Below are 18,580 nucleotides of genomic sequence, written 5' to 3' on the forward strand. Positions count from 1 at the left end.
CCTAACATGCTAACGACAGCCCTTTCCCGTCCCCCTGTCAATGGGCGAAACCCCCCAAATCCTTGACGGTGTACAAAAATTAAACGTAAATTTGCCGCAGGATCACTACCTATGGAGACAACCCGTGCCCAGGAATCCACAAACGCCATCGAGCGCATGTACATTACCATGCGGCACCTGTTCAACCGGGGCTTTTACAAGCCCATGGGCGTTTCAGGGGAAACCCTGCGAAATGCGCTCCTGCAGCTGCGGCCCGAGATCTACGGTTCCATAGGGGAAGACAAGGCAGAGCTAGAAGGGCTCACCTATGTGCTGGAACGCCTGCCCGAGGGCATCGAGCAGTGCCGGTTCATCAACCTGACCTCGGATGAGGGGTACGGCAGATCCCACTTCAAGCCGATCATCCCGCCCAAAAGGCGCAGGAATTGCTACCGCATCGATTCCGAGCAGATGAACATCGAGATCACCCGGGGCCGCTCGGATATATACGATATCCTGACCCACCTGACCTTCCTGTTCGTGGAATCCGACAAGATTGGCCGGCGGGTCCTCATCGACGAGGGCAAGAAGACCATCCGGGACTGGCAGAAGCTCGAAAGGGCGATTTCCAAAGAAAAATTATCCCAGGCCGACCGGGAGACCGCCCTCATCCACACGGCGAATATCCTGGGACGCTCGTTTACCGACGTGGCTGCCCTGTATGACAAGCTGGCCACCAAAAAGAATCCGTCCCGCTTCCTGCAGATCATCTACTGGATGGGCAAGCTCGCCATTGAGGAACGCACCACGGGTGAAAAGCGGACCATCACCTTCAGCACCCTGTTGCGCGAACGCCTTGGCCACCATATACACGGGGAGCGCTGGGCGAACAATATCAAGAGCGTCCTGCAGCGGGAGCAGCTGCTCCAGCGCCCGCTGCACATCATCAGCAGCAACATGCACAGCGTGCTGAATTCCCTCTTTGCCCGTAAGGCCCTGGCAAAAACGCTCCCGGGGAAAACCGACCTGGAGATCTACGAGGCCCTGAGCGACACGGGAAGCCGGAAGCTCCGGGAACTGGTGACCTCCCGGGCCCTGAAAAACGGTATGATACAGATCGATGACCTCTCCGGCACCAACATCGACGTGCAGCTCTTCGACACGGCCCGCCTGGGACCCGACGCCTGCTGTTATGAACCGGCGGCCAAAAACGACGCCGATAAACCGGTCATCCTGGTCATGGACTACGCTTTCGGGGAGCAGGCCTTCGAGACCATAGACGAACTGCTGAAACCCTATGCCACAAAAGGGGACCTGCACTATATGCCCGTTGCCTCGATTTCCATTATGGGCAAGGCGGGCATCCTGGATGGGGACAAGGGCGACCTGATGATCCCATCTGCCCACATCTTCGAGGGCACCGCCGATAATTACCCCTTCTACAACGAATTGAGCAAAGAAGATTTTGAGGGGAACGGGCTCAAAGTCTATGAAGGCACCATGGTCACGGTCCTGGGCACTTCCCTGCAGAACAAGGACATCCTCAGTTTTTTCCACGACTCCACCTGGAATGTCATCGGGCTGGAAATGGAGGGGGTCCATTACCAGAAAGCGATCCAATCCGCCTCCCGAATACGTAAAAGCATACGGGAGGATGTCAAGGTACGCTATGCCTATTACGCCTCGGACAACCCGCTGAAGACCGGGCATACCCTGGCATCCGGCGGCCTGGGCACCACAGGCGTCAAGCCGACCTACCTGATTACCGACAAAATATTGAAACAAATTTTTAATTCATAAGCGATGAGTGAGCAGCAAGGAAACCAATCCACTTCGGATGAAATAGACCTGGGACAGTTATTCAGGCTGGTCGGCAAGGGGTTTGACAGCCTTTTCCGGGGGATACTGAGAATTTTCCTGTACTTCAAGCGCAACTTCTATTGGCTGGCAGGACTGCTAATAGTTGGTGTGGTCCTCGGGTTGGTGCTTCGGCTGGCCCTGGTGCAGAAACAAAAACTGGACGTGATCGTAACGCCCAATATGAATAGTAAAGAGTACCTGCAAGATGTCGTGGATGAATTGCAGTCCATAATCAAATCGAAGGACACCGCTGCTCTAGCGACTTTGGGGATGGATATTACAAAAATAGAGGGCTTTGAAATCGAATTAATTCCGCTTCGGAATCGGGTAGATGAGAATAATCCGGCCGAAATGGAATTTTTGGAATCATTAAAGGAGTTTGAAAACTCAGAGGCGATTGCCGACATTATCCGATCCGAATTGCAGGAACGTACCACCCGGGATCACCGGATCACCTTTTATTTTAAGGATGCACGCATTGGCGCTGAGTACAGTGAGAAAATACTTAATTATATCAACTCAAACAATTATTATTCGGAGCTTAACAACACCTACAGGAAAAACGCTGAAATCCGGATGCGAAAAAACGACTCACTGATTCGGCAGATTGATCTGCTTGTCGAACGATATAGTGAGAAAATGTCGCGGGAGCAACAGGGTAGTGAGGGCAGGCTTATTCTGGATACTGAGCAGGCCCTGGATGTGCCTTCTCTCCTAACGCTTAAAAATCGGCTGGAACAGGAAAACGAAAACAAGCGTTTGGAATTAGTTATCCGGCAAGATCCTATTAAGGTTATCAATTTTGGGAAAGCACACGTGATCCAGAAGCCTTTTTACGGCAAAAATATTGTGTTGGCCCCTGTCGTCCTGGTTGGAGGCTTCCTGCTTATTTCGCTATTAGGTTTCCTCAACCGTAAGGCATCGGAACTCAAGTAAGCCCCACGAAAATGCCGGAAAGGATACTCATAACAGGCGGATGCGGATTTATAGGAAGTAACTTTATCCGGCTCCTGATGGAGCAGAGAGATGATGTGCACATCGTAAACCTGGATAAACTCACCTATGCCGGCACCCGGGAAAACCTATCGGACCTCGAGGGATCCGGACGCTATCAATTTGTGCAGGGGGATGTTGCTGACGCAAAGAAAGTACGAGAAATATTTGATAATCGGCATATTGATGGCATCATTCATTTTGCGGCGGAATCCCACGTGGATAATAGCATCAGCGGCCCTGAACCTTTCGTGCGCACCAACATCGACGGCACTTTTGTGCTTTTGGAAGCGGCACGGAATTTCTGGACGTGTAGCCTGGAGAAACCTTCGTCCCGTCGATTCCTCCATATCTCCACCGATGAGGTTTTCGGTAGCCTGGGGGCGGAAGGGCATTTCGATGAGAACAGCTGCTACCGGCCGAACAGCCCTTATAGCGCTTCCAAGGCAGCGTCTGACTTACTCGTACGCAGCTATCACAAAACCTATGGCCTGAATACGGTAATTTCCAACTGTTCCAACAATTTCGGGCCCTACCAGCATCGCGAAAAACTGATCCCCACGGTGATCCGAAAGGCCCTGGCCGGGGAGGGGATTCCTATTTACGGGGAAGGTAAAAATGTCCGGGACTGGCTCTATGTCGAGGACCACTGTGAAGCCCTGCTCCGTATTTACTACAACGCCCCTGCAGGGGCAAATTACGTGATTGGCGGGGGAAATGAGTTGAGCAATATCGATCTGGTGCGTCGGATCTGTGGAATACTGGATAGGCTCCAACCCCTTGAATCCGGAAAATCCTATACGGATCAGATCCAATTTGTGGCTGATCGGCCTGGTCATGATTTCAGGTATGCAGTGGATGACAAAAAGGTTCGCAGGGAACTGGGGTGGGCTCCAAGGACACGATTTGAAAAGGGGCTTGAAGCAACAGTTGGTTGGTATATTGACATTATAAAATCGGCTTGATATGAAAGGGATCATTTTGGCAGGAGGATTGGGAACGCGCTTATATCCGTTGACCCTTGCCGTAAGTAAACAGCTAATGCCTGTTTACGACAAACCCATGATTTATTATCCGCTGTCTACCCTGATGAGCGCCGGTATCCGGGAGATCCTCATTATAACCACCGAAAGGGATACACCGATTTTTAAATCCCTTTTGGGTAAGGGGGATAAACTCGGGTGCAGGTTCGCCTACGCCTCTCAGGTGGAGCCCAGGGGAATTGCCGATGCTTTCCGGATCGGTAAAGACTTTATCGGGGGAGAAAATGTGGCTCTCATCCTGGGGGACAATATTTTTTACGGTACCGGACTCGCACGGCAATTACAGGCTAATAGTAATCCGGACGGGGGCATTATCTACGGATACCACGTAAACAATCCGGGCCGTTACGGTGTTGTGGAATTTGATCGGGATGGCCGGGTACTTTCCATTGAAGAAAAGCCCCAAAAGCCGAAATCCAACTACGCAATTCCAGGCATCTATTTTTACGATAATGACGTGGTGCGCCTGGCAGAAGAATTACAACCCAGCGCACGTGGTGAACTTGAAATTACCGATATAAACAAAGCCTTCCTGGAGGCTGGCAAGTTACAGGTCAGCATCCTTGACAGGGGGACTGCGTGGCTGGATACCGGCACCTTTGAATCCGTCATGCAAGCGTCTCAATTCGTCGAGGTAATCGAAGGACGTCAGGGGCTCAAAGTCGGCTGTATCGAAGAGATTGCCTACCAGATGGGTTATATAGACGGGCCCCGGCTTCGGAAACTTGCCCAGCCCCTGCGGAAAAGTGGTTATGGAGAATATCTGTTGAATTTGTTGAAACAGCGCTAGGGAAATCGTGAAAACAAGGAACACAAAAATAGCCGGTTGCCTGATTGTCGAGCCCGAACGATTCGAGGATCAACGCGGTTGGTTTTACGAAGGGTACCAAAAGTCAAAAATTGATAAAGCTCTCGGCCGGGCGATCAATTTTGTTCAGGACAATTATTCACATTCTCACAAAGGGGTAATCCGGGGCCTGCACTTACAGCGTGCACCTTATGCTCAGGCCAAACTCGTGCAGGTGCTTCATGGCTGCATAAGGGACGTGGTTGTAGACCTCAGGAAGGACAGTATGACCTATTTGGAACATGTGTTGATTGAACTCAATTCGGACCGCCCTGAATTGCTATTCATCCCGGAAGGCCTTGCTCATGGGTTTCTGTCCGTGGAGAATGACACCCTTTTGCACTATAAATGCAGTGCCTATTACAACCCCAAAGCAGAAGCAGGCATCCGGTTCGACGACCCGGACCTGGCTATTGATTGGGGCATTGATGCCAGCGAAATACGGCTTTCGGAGAAGGACCGGAATTTGCCGCTGTTCAAATCGATTGCGCTGTGAAAAGGGTATTGGTCACTGGCGCCGGCGGGCAACTCGGTCGAACCCTAAAAGACAAGATTCACCAGTTTCCCGGACTCGATGGGATATTCCTGGGCAGGGAAGACCTCGATATCACAGACCGCAGGGATGTTTTTGAAAAATTAGCTCAAAACGCCCCGGATTATTGTATCAATTGCGCAGCCTACACGCTTGTCGACCAGGCCGAAAAAGATCCACAAAGGGCATTAGAGGTCAATGCAGAAGCCGTGGGGTACCTGGTGGAGGCTTGCCGAGTGATGCAGGTAGTGCTCGTACATATTTCCACGGATTATGTCTTCGACGGCACCCGCAAGGCGGGCTATGTTCCTGGCGATACCCCGAATCCTATAAATGCATATGGCCGTTCCAAATTGTTGGGTGAATTACGGATTCTTGAAGGATTGAAACGTTTCTTTATTATCCGGACTTCCTGGTTGTATTCCAGACAGTACGGACCGAATTTTTACCTGCGAATCCTGGAGAAGGCGCGGTCCGGAGAGGAGCTTCACGTTGTGGACAACCAGCGGGGATGTCCTACCCTGGCTGACAACCTGGCAATTTACCTACTGAAACTGGTATCCGGAGAACCCCGTCCGTTCGGTATTTACCACTTTACGGATGGTAAAGCGATGACGTGGTTTGAATTTGCTAGGGAGATACTGATAGAACACAGTTTACAACATTCCGCACAACTTGTGAAGGATAATAAAAGTCGTAGTTTTGCCCGGAGACCAGTAAATAGCATTCTGCTCCGCAACGAAGGTGAGTTCCTATGACCGTCAAGAACCTGATTATATTTGGCACAAGGCCGGAGGCCATTAAAATGGCACCACTCATCCATGAATTCCGGAAACACCCGGAACTATTTGAAACTAGGGTCTGCGTGACGGCACAACACAGGGAAATGCTAGACCAGGTGCTCAATTTCTTTCAGATCCTACCGGATTACGACCTGGACCTGATGCAGCCCAATCAGAGTCTCTTCAGCATCACGGCCGGTATCCTGACCGGACTGAAGCCTGTTCTGGAAGATTTCGCACCTGATTTCATCTATGTACACGGGGATACAACCACGACCATGTCGGCGGCAATTGCAGGCTTTTATTCGGGTGCACGGGTGTGCCATGTGGAAGCCGGCTTGCGCACCTTCAACAAGCGATCGCCCTTTCCGGAAGAAATCAACCGTTCGGTAACGGGTGTGCTGGCAGATATCCACTTTGCTCCCACAGAAACCTCAAAGCAAAACCTGCTCAGGGAAGGAAAAAGTGCAAAGGATATCGTAATTACGGGAAATACCGTTATCGATGCCCTGAATTATAGTGTTGCGCGGGTTGCCGAGCCAGATTATTCTGACGAAGAAATCGAATCTCTCAAAAACCTGATTCGGGTGCAAAAGCGTCAAATACTAATTACTGGCCACAGGCGCGAGAACCACGGAGGTGGTTTCCAGCGGATATGCCAGGCCATACGGAGGTTGGCCGAAGCATTCCCTGACGATCAGTTCATATATCCGGTACACCTGAACCCCATGGTCCAGAAACCAGTTCATGCCCTGTTGGGTGATTTGGCAAATGTGCACCTGATCGCCCCACTTTCCTATCCGGCTTTCGTTTGGCTCATGGAGAAAAGTTACCTCATCCTAACAGACAGCGGGGGGGTTCAGGAGGAAGCTCCCAGTCTGGGCAAACCCGTTCTGGTTATGAGGAATACTACAGAGCGTCCCGAAGCGGTTTGTGCCGGCACGGTTATCTTGGTTGGGACGGAAGAAGACCGCATTTACAGTGAGGTATTCCGGCTTTTGACAGATGAGGCCAGCTATCGTGAAATGGGTCGTCGGCACAACCCATACGGGAACGGCCGCGCCTGCCAACAGATTGTCGAATTTATTTCAAATATCAAATTGGATGCAAAGTCATGATGTGGTAATGATGGGGATGGGCTATATCGGCCTGCCCACGGCTGCGCTGATTGCTCAGAACGGTTTGAAGGTACACGGGGTGGATATCAACCCAGACGTGGTCCAAACGATCAATTCGGGCAAGATTCATATTGTGGAACCCACCTTGGAAGAGACCGTGGCCCGGTCCGTGGAAGAGGGCTTGCTGCGGGCGGCCATCGAACCAGTTGCAGCGGATACCTACTTGATAGTAGTCCCAACCCCCTTCAAAGGGAAGAACGAACCGGATATCTCCTTTGTAAAGTCGGCCACTGCGGCCCTATTGCCCTTGCTGAAACCCGGAGACCTGTACATCATCGAATCCACTTCACCGATCGGCACTACGGAAGCTATGGCCGATTTTATTTACTCGGAGCGGCCCGAACTCAAAGGCAAGCTGCATATTGCATATTGCCCAGAACGGGTTCTGCCGGGCAACGTGATGTATGAGCTGGTACATAACGACCGGGTTATCGGTGGGGTTGACGAAGGTGCCACGGATCGGGCTGTGGCCTTTTACAGCAAATTTGTCAAAGGTGATTTACACAAGACCACTGCGCGGACTGCAGAAATGTGCAAACTGGTGGAGAATTCCTCCCGGGATGTGCAGATCGCATTCGCCAATGAATTATCATTGATTTGCGACAAGGCGGGAATCGATGTCTGGGAACTCATTGAACTCGCCAACAAACATCCTCGGGTGAATATCCTGAAACCGGGTTGTGGGGTTGGGGGGCATTGTATTGCTGTAGATCCCTACTTTATTGTCTCTGATTATCCGCTTGAATCAAAAATTATCGGCACGGCACGCGAGATAAACAACTATAAGTCATTCTGGTGTGCAGAGAAGATTCAGAGTGCCCGTTTGCAATTCCAACTGGATCACGGGCGCAAACCCAAAATTGCGCTTTTTGGGCTGGCCTTTAAGCCCAATATTGACGACCTAAGGGAGTCCCCAGCCAAATATATTGCTCAGAAGGTTTTGCAAAATGCTAACAACGAGGAGTATTTCATTGTGGAACCCAACATAAGCAAGCACAATGTCTTTAAACTGACAGATTACCAGATGGCCTATGAACAGGCGGATATCCTGGTGATGCTTGTAGCTCACGACGTATTCAAATCGCTGCCATACAGCCGGCAAAAGGTAGTCCTTGATTTTTGCGGGGTTACCAGATAACGGTTTTGAAGGAGGAAATATTACATGGCCGAAAAAGGAAATCACAACGGTTCTGAACAATTTCGCAAACGCTCTGATAAATCCTTGTCCTTGCGGAGCATCCTGGCCGATAGCGATTTTAGAGAAATTCTAACGAAGGGCTTTGGTTTTGTATTGTTTAAGGCAGGCGGGATGTTGCTTGCGGCCTTATTTACGTTGTTAGTTGCCCGTTTTTATGGAGCTTCGGTTAATGGTTTGGTTTCGCTCGGGTTCACACTCCTCTTATTTATCAGTGTCATTGGACGACTTGGCATTGATATCAATCTTGTCAAGTTTTATTCGGAGGAAGAAAATCTCAGGAAGCATCCCGGGCTCTTTTTCCGGGTACTGGCCAAAGGCATATTGATTTCAGTTGTCTTGGCCATCATCCTGTATTTTTTCCGTGACCTGGTCGCCATTGATCTTTTTTCAAAGCCTCAGTTCCGGCCTTATATTGCCTGGACAGCCCTTAGTATTCCCTTGTGGGTAATTACTCTTATATGCTCAGGCTTTCTCCGGGCAAGAAAGCAAACAAATTGGTTTGCTTTTCTAAATACCCCCGGGCGGTTCTTATTCACGTTGTTCGCCCTTCTTGTAGGGAAGCTTTTGACAGAAGATCCCTTACTGGCCATCCAAGCCCACTTTGTTGGGTTGGTTATACTTGCCATACTAGCTTTGGCCGAATCAATCAGGCAGATTAAACGGGTTTCCTTCCGACCCACGATTAGTTCCTGGATTTTCCTCAAACAAGCATTCCCGATGATGTTATCGGGAGCGATAATTGTATTTCTGGGATGGATGGATATTTTTGTCCTGGGAATATTTGCCACAGATGATGTGGTTGGCGTATATAATGTAGTACTCAAAATAGCCACATTAACCAGTTTTTCCCTTCAGGCCATCAATGCGATCCTTATGCCGAAAGTGGCTGCGAATTACCATAATGGAAACCACCGACAGGTTGAACGATTGATACAATTCTCGACAACGCTCAACTTTTTCCTTACCCTTTTAAGCGTAGCCATTATCATCTTGCTGAAAGATTGGCTTTTGGGTCTTTTTGGACCTGAATTCCTAACCGGGGGCTTTATTTTGATAATACTGTGCCTAGGTCAGCTTGCCAACTCAATTTCGGGTTCTGTTGGTGTCATTCTTCAAATGACGGGATATCAGAAAATGTATCAGAATATAGTCTTTGTGGCATTAGTCATAAATATTTTACTGAATGTCGCACTAACTCCGCTTTATGGCGCCCAGGGGGCAGCTATTGCCACGGTAATCAGCATTTCGTACTGGAATATTTCCGGTGCCATTATCATTAAACGCAAGCTAAATATTGAATCATTTTTTAATCCGGTTAAATTTATGAAGTGGAGATAAAGCTGAATTTTCTGATCATTGGGGCCGCCAAGGCAGGAACTACTACCCTGCACGCATTATTAAGTGGCCACCCCGAGATATTTATGCCTGAAGAAAAGGACTTTAAGTATTTTGACAATGACGAGAATTATACGAAAGGGGACGATTGGTATAAGGCGTTTTTCAGGAATTACAATGGTCAGAAAATAGTAGGCGAAGCCAACTCGGAATATATGTTCAGCCAAGCTGCGGTTTCACGAATTTATGAAAAGGCAGGCCCCCGAACCCGACTTATTGCAATTGTCAGAAACCCGGCCGAGAGGAGTTATTCGGAATATCTGCATCAGGTCCGGTATGCCCGAACAGATTTGGATTTTGAGACCTTCATGAATACCGCAGTCGAGACTGGCGGGGATTCCGAGGACGAATTGTCCGGAATTATTTTCGGGCGGAGCAGGTATGCCGGTCACCTCAAGCCTTTTGTCGAAAAATTTGGCAAGGACAATGTATTGCTAGTTGTACTGGAAAAACTAAAGAGAAACCCGGATCAGGAACTTTCGCGCATTTTTCGCTTTCTTTCCGTAAATGAAAGCCACAAAAGCAGGCTTTTAAGGGCGAACAAGGCTTACCAACCAAGGTATCATTGGCTGAATAATCTGATTTTACAGCCAAACAGCCTTCGGAGGATGGCCCGAAAGATGATCCCCTTTTTCAGCCTTAGAAACAAAATACGGAAAAAGATAAAGAGCCTGAATACAGCAAATGATTCTGCGAATTTGCAGTTGGGCGAATCCAGAAAAAAAATACTGATGGAACAGGTCTTCCCGAATGAACGGAAGGAATTGGAGCGGCTGTTTGAATTGCGTATCGAGGAATGGATCTCAGATTAGCTGCTCAAGGCGTTTATAAAGTCGTTTTGCAACGGCCGCATCATCAAAATATTTTGCCGTCTCAAGGCATTCCCGCCGCATATGTTCCCGCTCTTTCGATCCGATAGATCGGTACTGCAGAATTTTCTGATAAAGGTCTTTTGCGTTTTGGGGTTCAAAAAGGTAACCATTTTGTTTTTCCCTTATGTAGGTCATTGGTCCTCCCGACTCGCAAGCAACCACAGGGACACCGCAAGCCATAGCTTCCAGCCCCGTCAACCCAAGACTTTCTGCTTTTCGGTAGGATGGAAAAACAAAAAGGTCCATCCGACCATAAACCTGGCCTAGATCTTTCTGAGGAACAAGTCCGAGAAAGTCCACCCGATCACCGAGTTTGTGTTCCGAAAGATGCTTCTTTATCTTTTCTTCATCCGGCCCTTTACCTGCGATTACGGCGCGATACTGCGGTTCGGACTGCAGGAGTAACTCGAGAGCGTCAAGGAAGGTCTCCCATCCTTTTTCACGGATAAAGCGCGAAACATATCCTAGGACAAACGGACCACCTGGCTCTCTTGTTGTAGGGAAGAACCGTTTTGCATCTATACCCCCTGATGGTGAAATAAAGACTTTTGACTGTTCCAAAAAGGGATAGCGGGCTATAACCAAATGCTGGAAGTAAGTTGTAGGAACGATTAACAAGTCTATTTTCCGCATTATGCTTTGAGAAACAGACCAGAGGAACCCCGACGTGGGTAATTCCACAATATCCGATCCATGTACGTTGACCACAAGTGGCTTCTTCTTTAACGTGAGTAATAACCATAGTATGGGTATGTGGTGCATCAGGTAATGCACATAGATCAGGTCGTAATTGCTGCCTAAGGCTGCACGAAGTATTCGGAGGTAATGGAGCAGGTAGATGAAAAACTTCCTAAAAGGATTTCCCGATTTCCCACGAATTAGTGCATGTGATGGAAATTGGACCCCTAATTCCTCAAGCTTCGTCTTGAAATTCTTGACAAATATTCCAAAGAGCGGATCTTTTTTGGAGGGAAACATATTGGATATCAGCAATATGTGTAATTTTTCAGGTGTCTGCATTTATATCATCAATACCGTTATAATTAGTAGTTTTGTCTCCAGCGATTCCTAAATGATCCGACTCTTGATAATCCCAGCTAAAAGCCTTGACAAGTTCATTCTCCTTCTTATGGGATATATCATTCTCATTGATATGGTCAACGGTTTGTTTTTGATGCAGGATTTTGCATTACCGATAAGCCAAGGTATCAAATTTATTCTTTTACTTCTTTTTCTGGTTCGATTGTCGCCAACCGGGGATTTCACTTTTGCCATTTTGCTGATTGTCTTCTTTCAGCTTAGCCCGGTAGCCGGACTGATACGCAACGGGGATTTCTCCGCCTATTTCGGGGATGTCGTTTTTGCCGCAAAATGGATCAATGTACCCTTGAGCTACCTGTATTTTAAGTGCCTTTTTCAATCCGCTTATGCCGATACAATCCAATCGTCCATCAAACGAATGGTGGGCAGGAATTTCATCTTTTTGTGCGTGAATATGGCGCTGGGAGCTTTAGGGCTCGGTATGTCGTTCTACTTTCACGGTTATGCAAATGCCGTCGGGACCAAAGGCTTCATTTATGCCGGAAACGAGTTGACGATTCTTGTGCTTTCGCTTCATTTTATTATCGGTTCCTATTGGTATTACAAACAGGAGTACCGGAAATACCTAGGTTTATTCCTGGTTTTTCTGGCGATTTCGTTCCTGATCACTTCAAAAACGGTCCTCATCGGGGTCCTGGTAGTAGGCGCTATCCCGATTATCGCATCGTTAAGACAAAGGATTCACAAAAAATGGATCAATAGGATTTCTGCCCTGGTCCTTTTTGGGACGCCAATATTCCTGGCACTTATCTACCTGGGGGTTACCAGGTCGGGGGTCATCGATAAAATTCAATACTCCCTTGAACGGAATAACTTCGACCTGCTGACAGTAGTCCTCTCGAATCGGAACAGGTTTGTAGCAGAGGGGTGGGATGTGTTTTCCCGGGATTTTTCGTGGTTTGGACAACTCTTTGGATTTGGACAACACCACCACCTATACCTCAGCGGCCACTCTGCAGAGGTGGATTTTTTCACGATCCTTTTTGCATCCGGCCTACTCGGGCTGTTGTTCCTCCTCATCCTCTTGCTGTTTTGGTTGCTAAATGCACAGAAACTCATGAAAACCTCTGGCTATGTACTGGCAAAGAATACCTGGTTATTCCTGCTTTTCCTGATATTGGTCGCCAATCTTGCTGGTCATATATTCGGTTCCGGTATTGCCGGTATTTTTATTGGACTTTCAATTGCCCTGATGCATTTCAAGCCTGTCAGCCATGGTTAAAAAAAACAACATCCAGGATCTGATGACTTCGTTTTTCCTGTTTTCTGCGGTATTTTTTTTGCCTCTGAAAACGGGACTGAGTAATTTCGGTATTATCGGCTTGCTGACCACCACGTTTTTTGCCTTTTACCGTTCCGGGCTGAGACCGCTCCGCGCATTCAGACCCTGGATTTACATGGGCCTTCCCTGGCTACTATTTTTGCCATTGCTTGTGGGAGGCCTCTATACGCCTTTCCCAGAAAATCTACCAGGTCAACTGGTAAAATTGGTTTTTTACATTTTGCTCCCGCTGGTAATTTTCCGAAAGGACCTGTTGAAAAATCGTGCAAAGCGTATTGCGGCCAGTGGCATGATCTTAGGAGCAGTTGCCAGCGCCACGTATCTTCTAATACGCAACACCATTGAATTTATGGACGCGGGAGTTGCCTTCAGGGGGCTCTTGAGTTACCAATTTACTGGAAAAAACTTTGTGGAGCCCCTGGCAGAAATGCATCCGGTTTACCTGGGCTCATATTACCTTTTTGCAGCAGTATTGGTCTGGTTGTCCGACCTGCACTTGTCAATTAGGCTCAAATGGGTAGTCACCGTGTTGCTTGTGGTTGCCATCTTCTTCGTGAATTCGCGTAGCATCCTGGCACTTACCGCTCTAATGAGTTTCACAGTGGTGTATCGGTTATTGGGGCGGAAATATGTGCTAGGAGCAATTCTGGCCTGTATTGCAGCCCTTTTGTTTGCCCTTCCCGTAATCCGTGACACCTATGTATTTAAGAAATTTTCGGATGGAACAATATGGGAACTGGAAAAAAATGTGGGAATTAGTAATACCGATGCTGATAACCCCTCGGATTCCCGGATGTCCCGCTGGCTTGCCAGTTGGGAGATTTACATTGACAAACCCTATCTGGGCCACGGAACGGGAAGCGCACGGGAGCTGTTGCTAAAGGCCTATACAGAGAAAGGGATGGACGCATCCCTGCGCCAGCAATACGATTCCCATAACCAATTTCTGGCCTATGCGATGGAGTTTGGGGTTGTTGGAATCCTTTCCATTCTCTCGTTTTTCCTTGTGAATCTATTTTGGGCCCTTCGCCACGGGGATGGGCTTATGGGAACCTTTACCTTCCTGGTTTTTGTCATATGCCTAACAGAGAATTATTTAATCCGGAATATGGGGGTTAATTTTGTGGCGCTCTGGATAGTGATTTTTCATTTGAAAACGGATGATTAAAAAAGTAACCTTTCTGATCTATTTACTGCTGTTCAGGAACACGCCCGAAGACTACCGGCCCTACGCCCTTTTCTTTCCGGCCATCAGGTCTTTCCTAGTGAGATCCTATCTGAAAGAATGCGGTAAAAAGCCACGGGTAAAGAATCGGGCCGAGATTTCTCTGAATGCCAGTCTTGGAGATTTTTCGGAACTGGGTACGCGTTGTATGATACAGGGCAATGTATATATAGGAAACCATGTCATTATGGGTCCTGATGTCAAAATATATGCCCGAAACCATCGGTTCGACAGGCTGGATATGCCCATCCAGGAACAGGGGAAAGATTATTTTGAGACATACATCGGTGATGATGTATGGCTGGGGGCAAATGTTGTGGTCACCGCCGGCTGTAAGATTGGCAACCATGCCGTGGTGGCAGCTGGGGCTGTCGTAACCCGGGACATACCGGATTATGCTGTTGTCGGCGGGGTGCCGGCGAAAGTCATTAAATTCAGGAATAAATAGGCGCGCGGATGCTGAAGTGCTATGTTCATGCGCAGCGGGCTTTGGGGATATAGCCTTGAAATCTTATTAAATTGACTGAAAGAGGAACTGTTTTATATTTATTGGGGGCAGGACGGAGCGGGACAACGCTGATGGCAACGGTTCTGAATGCATTTACTGGGATTCGTACAATTGGAGAGATGCACCAGTTCTTTGACTACTTGTCCATGGATGGATATTGTTCCTGCGGCAACCAAATAAGCACCTGTGAATTCTGGGCACCGATCCTGGCAAGGCTTTCAATTACCGGTGATCAGGTACGGCAATATGGCGACTTCTGCAATTCCCGGGAGGCACACAGAAAGATCCCTGCATTACTCCTGGGCCGGAAACCGGATTCACGCTACCTGTCAATTCAGGAGCAGGTGTTTCTCGTTGCACGCGAAGCTTCTCCGGAGCCGATCCTGTTGGATTCTTCAAAATACATCGCCCGTTTTCTGTTGCTTAACCGGAGCCGTGCTTTTTCCCTAAAGGGCATCTATATGGTCCGGGACATACGGGGGGTCATCGAATCTTTCAATAAGAAGGTCCAGACGCCGAAAAAGCCCCTGGCAACGATTGCCTATTACTTATTGATCAATTTTTTCGGGGAACTGGTCTATCGGATCTACCCGAATATTATCAAGGTTCGCTATGAGGATTTTATCCGGAATCCTCAATCTGTGGTACTCAGGATACTTCGGCAGGCTGACCCTTCTCGCTCCTGGCCCGAAACCCTGCCTGACACCTTTGAAATGCCTCATATCATAGGGGGCAACCGAATGAAGTCTAACCAGGTAATTCGCATTGATCCCAGGGTCAAATGGCGGGAGAACACACCGGCCTGGAAGCAACTAATTTATTATTTTGCCGCTTTGCCCACCATGCTGGCTAACCGTTACAGACCATGATGAAATCCAATAGCGTTGCCCTATGGCTATTTTATGCAACCGTATTTACCCTGCCAATGTTCATGCGGATAAACAACCTGTTGCTTGGGGCTTTCATCCTCGTGGCGATAGTGGGGAACCTGCGCAGGGGCCTGCTGTCCAAAATGAAAAGAAACCTGATTTTCGGATTGCCGGTCGTTGCGTTTTTCGGCCTGGCCGTTCTGGGGGCTTTCCGGGATACATCCCTCGAAAATTTGGGTTTTTTGGAAAAGCACTGGTCGCTTTTGTTGGTTCCGCTGGCCATGCTCCCGGATCCGCAACCCTTTATGGAACGGAAAAGGGCAATTTTCCTGGCATTCATGTGGGGCTGCACGGCAACCCTGCTTATTTGTTATACCCAGGTAATCTGGGAAATGATATCCGGGGGGGAACCCCCGAGTTATTTTTTCCGTTGGAGGCACTTGGGATCGCGATTCACCAAAGGAGCTGACACCCACCCCACTTATCTGGCAGTATTCGTGGTTGTCTCCGTGTTTTTCCTGATACAGGACAAGAAATCCTCAATTACACTCAAGAGCATACTGATCCCCATTCTGATTTTGGGGCTATTTCAGCTTGCCAGCCGGATCGCCTTATTTTTATGTATTCTGTTATTGCTCTTCCTAATCGTTGAACGAGTCCGGAGGAATAACTGGCAGCTGGCTTCGCTGGTGTTTGGCCTGGTCCTGGGAAGCCTGTTGGTTAATTATTATGGCAGCGATTACCTGAAGCAAAGGATATTTGCGAGCGATGTCATTACGGATGAGCGCCGGTTTGCCCGATGGGAAGTGTCCTATGAAATCTTCAAGGACCAACCGGTGCTGGGGGTTGGATATGCCAAGATTGAACACCTGCGCCGCATAGGGTACCTCGAAAAGGGACTGGACCGAGCGGCCTCCGACAATGACAATGCGCATAACCAGTTCCTGGAGTATCTTAGTACCCAGGGAGCAGTCGGGGGGATCGTGTATGTCCTGTGCCTGATGTACTTATTCCTGCTGGCAATTTTCCGAAGGGATATCCTGTTCGCGATTGTGTTTTTTGCTCTGCTGGTGGCTGGTTCCACCGAATCCATGCTCGTGAGGATTAAGGGGATCGAGTACCTTGCTGTTTTTGGCACGTTACTAATGTGTATTGTTTCTTCCAATAAAACCGGACATGAGGATTTACATCACGCTTGATTACGAACTCTTTTTCGGTCCCAGGACAGGAACTCCCGAGCATTGTATGCTGCGTCCCACCGATGAGCTCATACGGTTAGCCGCCCCCCTCGGGATTCGATTCACATGTTTTGTAGATTCCGGATACCTCCTGGCGCTTAGGCGCCAACAATCCGAATTCCCCATTCTTGGCGAGCATTTAGCGATGGTTTCATCCCAGCTGCGGGAACTCGTGGTCAAGGGTCACGGCGTGGAACTCCATATACACCCCCATTGGGAAGACACCTATTTCGACGGGCAGGTTTGGAATACGGATACCAGTCGCTATAGGCTTGCCAATTTTTCAGAAGAGGAGATTCGGGATATTGTTGGGCGTTATTCAGACGTGCTCAAAGAAATTACAAGAAGGCAGCCGGTTGCATACCGTGCCGGAGGCTGGAGTGCTCAACCGTTCCCGCCAATTGGCAGGGCCCTTGGTCGTCAGGGGATCTTCACGGATAGTTCGGTATATCCCGGGGGACATTACCAGTCGGAAAACCAGGCTTTTGATTTTCGCGATGTTCCGCCCTTTAAGACGGAATACCGATTTTCCGAAGACCTGACCCAAGAAGACCCGGCCGGCCCTTTTACGGAAATCCCAATCAGTGCCCAGCGGGTATCCCCGATATTTTACTGGAAATTTGCCTGGACCAAAATAAACAGACTTTCCCGCCACCAACCCTTTGGCAATGGTAAAGCCATAATCCTTTCCAGGGAAGGTATGTTCAGGAGCCTTACCCGACCGACCGTCAGCGTGGTCTCCATGGACGGTTACCGCAGCGGCCTTTTAAAAAAGGCTTTACGGACCTACCAGAAAAAAACCGGTAATCGTGGTAACTTTGTGATCATCGGCCACCCGAAAGCCTTTACCCCATATTCCCTGCATACTGTAAAGAAGTTCATGGAGGAAACCAGCACAATCCATCAATACAGCACATTCCAATGAACCGCATTCATATCCTGAACACGCAAATCGATAACTATTCGATGTCGGAGACGCTGGATACTGTCCTGGAAACCATCGAGCAAGGGCGCCAGATCCACCACGTGGTGGTCAATGCGGGAAAAATAGTCGCCATGCAATCCGACAGCAAACTCCGCAGTTCGGTAAATGCCAGCGACCTGATCAACGCGGATGGCCAGGCAGTGGTCTGGGCATCCCGCTTCCTCGGGCAGCCGCTTAAAGAACGGGTAGCCGGAATTGACATCATGGAAAACCTTGTATCCCTGGCGCATAGCAATGGTTACCGCATTTTCTTTTTTGGTGCCCGGGAGTCTGTCGTCTCCAAGGTGGTAGACTTATATAGGGAACAGTACGGGAACGATCTGGTTGCCGGTTATCGGAATGGCTACTTTGACCCTTCCGAGGAGGCGGCAATTGCCCGTGATATTGCTTCGAGCGGCGCAAATATCCTGTTTGTCGCAATCAGTTCGCCAACAAAGGAAAACTTCCTGTATACGTATCGCCAGGAATTGAGAGACGTCAATTTCATCATGGGGGTCGGTGGGAGCTTTGATGTGGTTTCTGGCCTAGTGAGACGAGCCCCGAGGTGGATGCAGCGCGCTGGCCTTGAATGGTTCTACCGTCTGATCCAGGAACCGCGCCGGATGTGGAAACGCTACCTAGTGGGGAATACCCGCTTTATTCTATTAGTGCTCCGGGAACGATTCCGGTGGCGTTCAAAAAGGACTGCCTGAT

18 protein-coding genes are annotated in these 18,580 nt (G+C 48.8%); 17 read left to right on the plus strand and 1 reads right to left on the minus strand.

Translation table 11 applies throughout. The features are described from left to right. The first annotated feature begins 111 nt into the window (after window positions 1–111). Genes H7F20_RS02665 through H7F20_RS02710 form a run of 10 tightly spaced genes read left to right on the plus strand, consistent with a single transcriptional unit; the run spans window position 112 to window position 10,619 of the window. On the plus strand, window positions 112–1,779 hold the full coding sequence (locus H7F20_RS02665; protein ID WP_185784586.1) for a hypothetical protein: 1,668 nt from the start codon (window positions 112–114) through the stop codon (window positions 1,777–1,779). A gap of 3 nt (window positions 1,780–1,782) precedes the next feature. Further along, entirely contained in the window at window positions 1,783–2,775 is a 993-nt protein-coding gene (locus H7F20_RS02670; RefSeq protein WP_185784587.1) for a hypothetical protein, read from the plus strand. Between the two features lie 11 nt (window positions 2,776–2,786). Further along, window positions 2,787–3,797 (plus strand): dTDP-glucose 4,6-dehydratase, encoded by a 1,011-nt coding sequence (gene rfbB / locus H7F20_RS02675; RefSeq protein ID WP_185784588.1) that lies wholly within the window; start codon window positions 2,787–2,789, stop codon window positions 3,795–3,797. 1 nt (window position 3,798) lies between these two features. Then, a complete protein-coding gene (gene rfbA / locus H7F20_RS02680; RefSeq protein WP_185784589.1) occupies window positions 3,799–4,665 on the plus strand; it encodes a glucose-1-phosphate thymidylyltransferase RfbA in 867 nt (288 codons plus the stop codon). A 7-nt stretch (window positions 4,666–4,672) separates the two neighbouring features. Beyond that, window positions 4,673–5,218 (plus strand): dTDP-4-dehydrorhamnose 3,5-epimerase, encoded by a 546-nt coding sequence (gene rfbC / locus H7F20_RS02685; RefSeq protein ID WP_185784590.1) that lies wholly within the window; start codon window positions 4,673–4,675, stop codon window positions 5,216–5,218. Beyond that, window positions 5,215–6,012 carry a dTDP-4-dehydrorhamnose reductase gene (gene rfbD, locus H7F20_RS02690; protein WP_185784591.1) on the plus strand — a complete coding sequence of 266 codons (798 nt, stop codon included), beginning with the start codon at window positions 5,215–5,217 and terminating at the stop codon, window positions 6,010–6,012. The genes rfbC and rfbD overlap by 4 nt, the downstream gene beginning before the upstream one ends. Then, complete coding sequence (wecB, locus tag H7F20_RS02695; protein ID WP_185784592.1) at window positions 6,009–7,154, plus strand: non-hydrolyzing UDP-N-acetylglucosamine 2-epimerase; 1,146 nt, start codon at window positions 6,009–6,011, stop codon at window positions 7,152–7,154. The genes rfbD and wecB overlap by 4 nt, the downstream gene beginning before the upstream one ends. Then, a complete protein-coding gene (gene wecC / locus H7F20_RS02700) occupies window positions 7,141–8,352 on the plus strand; it encodes a UDP-N-acetyl-D-mannosamine dehydrogenase (RefSeq protein WP_185784593.1) in 1,212 nt (403 codons plus the stop codon). The genes wecB and wecC overlap by 14 nt, the downstream gene beginning before the upstream one ends. Before the next feature lie 24 nt (window positions 8,353–8,376). Next, on the plus strand, window positions 8,377–9,750 hold the full coding sequence (locus H7F20_RS02705) for a flippase (protein ID WP_185784594.1): 1,374 nt from the start codon (window positions 8,377–8,379) through the stop codon (window positions 9,748–9,750). Further along, window positions 9,741–10,619 carry a sulfotransferase domain-containing protein gene (locus tag H7F20_RS02710; protein WP_185784595.1) on the plus strand — a complete coding sequence of 293 codons (879 nt, stop codon included), beginning with the start codon at window positions 9,741–9,743 and terminating at the stop codon, window positions 10,617–10,619. The genes H7F20_RS02705 and H7F20_RS02710 overlap by 10 nt, the downstream gene beginning before the upstream one ends. Here the strand turns inward: H7F20_RS02710 and H7F20_RS02715 are convergent. Next, window positions 10,611–11,699 carry a glycosyltransferase gene (locus H7F20_RS02715; protein ID WP_185784596.1) on the minus strand — a complete coding sequence of 363 codons (1,089 nt, stop codon included), beginning with the start codon at window positions 11,697–11,699 and terminating at the stop codon, window positions 10,611–10,613. The genes H7F20_RS02710 and H7F20_RS02715 overlap by 9 nt on opposite strands. A 109-nt stretch (window positions 11,700–11,808) precedes the next feature. Between H7F20_RS02715 and H7F20_RS02720 the strand changes: the two genes are divergently transcribed. The 7 genes from H7F20_RS02720 (at window position 11,809) to H7F20_RS02750 (ending at window position 18,579) form a co-directional block, all read left to right on the plus strand. Continuing rightward, complete coding sequence (locus H7F20_RS02720) at window positions 11,809–13,002, plus strand: O-antigen ligase family protein (protein ID WP_185784597.1); 1,194 nt, start codon at window positions 11,809–11,811, stop codon at window positions 13,000–13,002. Then, window positions 12,995–14,230: an O-antigen ligase gene (locus H7F20_RS02725; RefSeq protein WP_185784598.1), complete on the plus strand. Its 1,236-nt coding sequence runs from the start codon at window positions 12,995–12,997 to the stop codon at window positions 14,228–14,230. The genes H7F20_RS02720 and H7F20_RS02725 overlap by 8 nt, the downstream gene beginning before the upstream one ends. Then, window positions 14,223–14,735: a DapH/DapD/GlmU-related protein gene (locus H7F20_RS02730; protein ID WP_185784599.1), complete on the plus strand. Its 513-nt coding sequence runs from the start codon at window positions 14,223–14,225 to the stop codon at window positions 14,733–14,735. The genes H7F20_RS02725 and H7F20_RS02730 overlap by 8 nt, the downstream gene beginning before the upstream one ends. Before the next feature lie 179 nt (window positions 14,736–14,914). Next, window positions 14,915–15,664: a hypothetical protein gene (locus H7F20_RS02735; RefSeq protein ID WP_185784600.1), complete on the plus strand. Its 750-nt coding sequence runs from the start codon at window positions 14,915–14,917 to the stop codon at window positions 15,662–15,664. Further along, the gene (locus tag H7F20_RS02740; protein WP_185784601.1) at window positions 15,661–16,863 is read left to right on the plus strand and encodes an O-antigen ligase; all 1,203 of its coding nucleotides are present in this window, start codon (window positions 15,661–15,663) and stop codon (window positions 16,861–16,863) included. The genes H7F20_RS02735 and H7F20_RS02740 overlap by 4 nt, the downstream gene beginning before the upstream one ends. Next, window positions 16,841–17,827, plus strand: coding sequence for a hypothetical protein (locus tag H7F20_RS02745; protein WP_185784602.1), 987 nt, complete (start codon window positions 16,841–16,843; stop codon window positions 17,825–17,827). Before H7F20_RS02740 ends, H7F20_RS02745 begins: the two co-directional genes overlap by 23 nt. After that, window positions 17,824–18,579, plus strand: coding sequence for a WecB/TagA/CpsF family glycosyltransferase (locus tag H7F20_RS02750; RefSeq protein ID WP_185784603.1), 756 nt, complete (start codon window positions 17,824–17,826; stop codon window positions 18,577–18,579). The genes H7F20_RS02745 and H7F20_RS02750 overlap by 4 nt, the downstream gene beginning before the upstream one ends. Window position 18,580 lies beyond the last annotated feature (1 nt).

The organism is Robiginitalea sp. SC105 (assembly GCF_014243345.1).
Lineage (GTDB): Bacteria > Bacteroidota > Bacteroidia > Flavobacteriales > Flavobacteriaceae > Robiginitalea.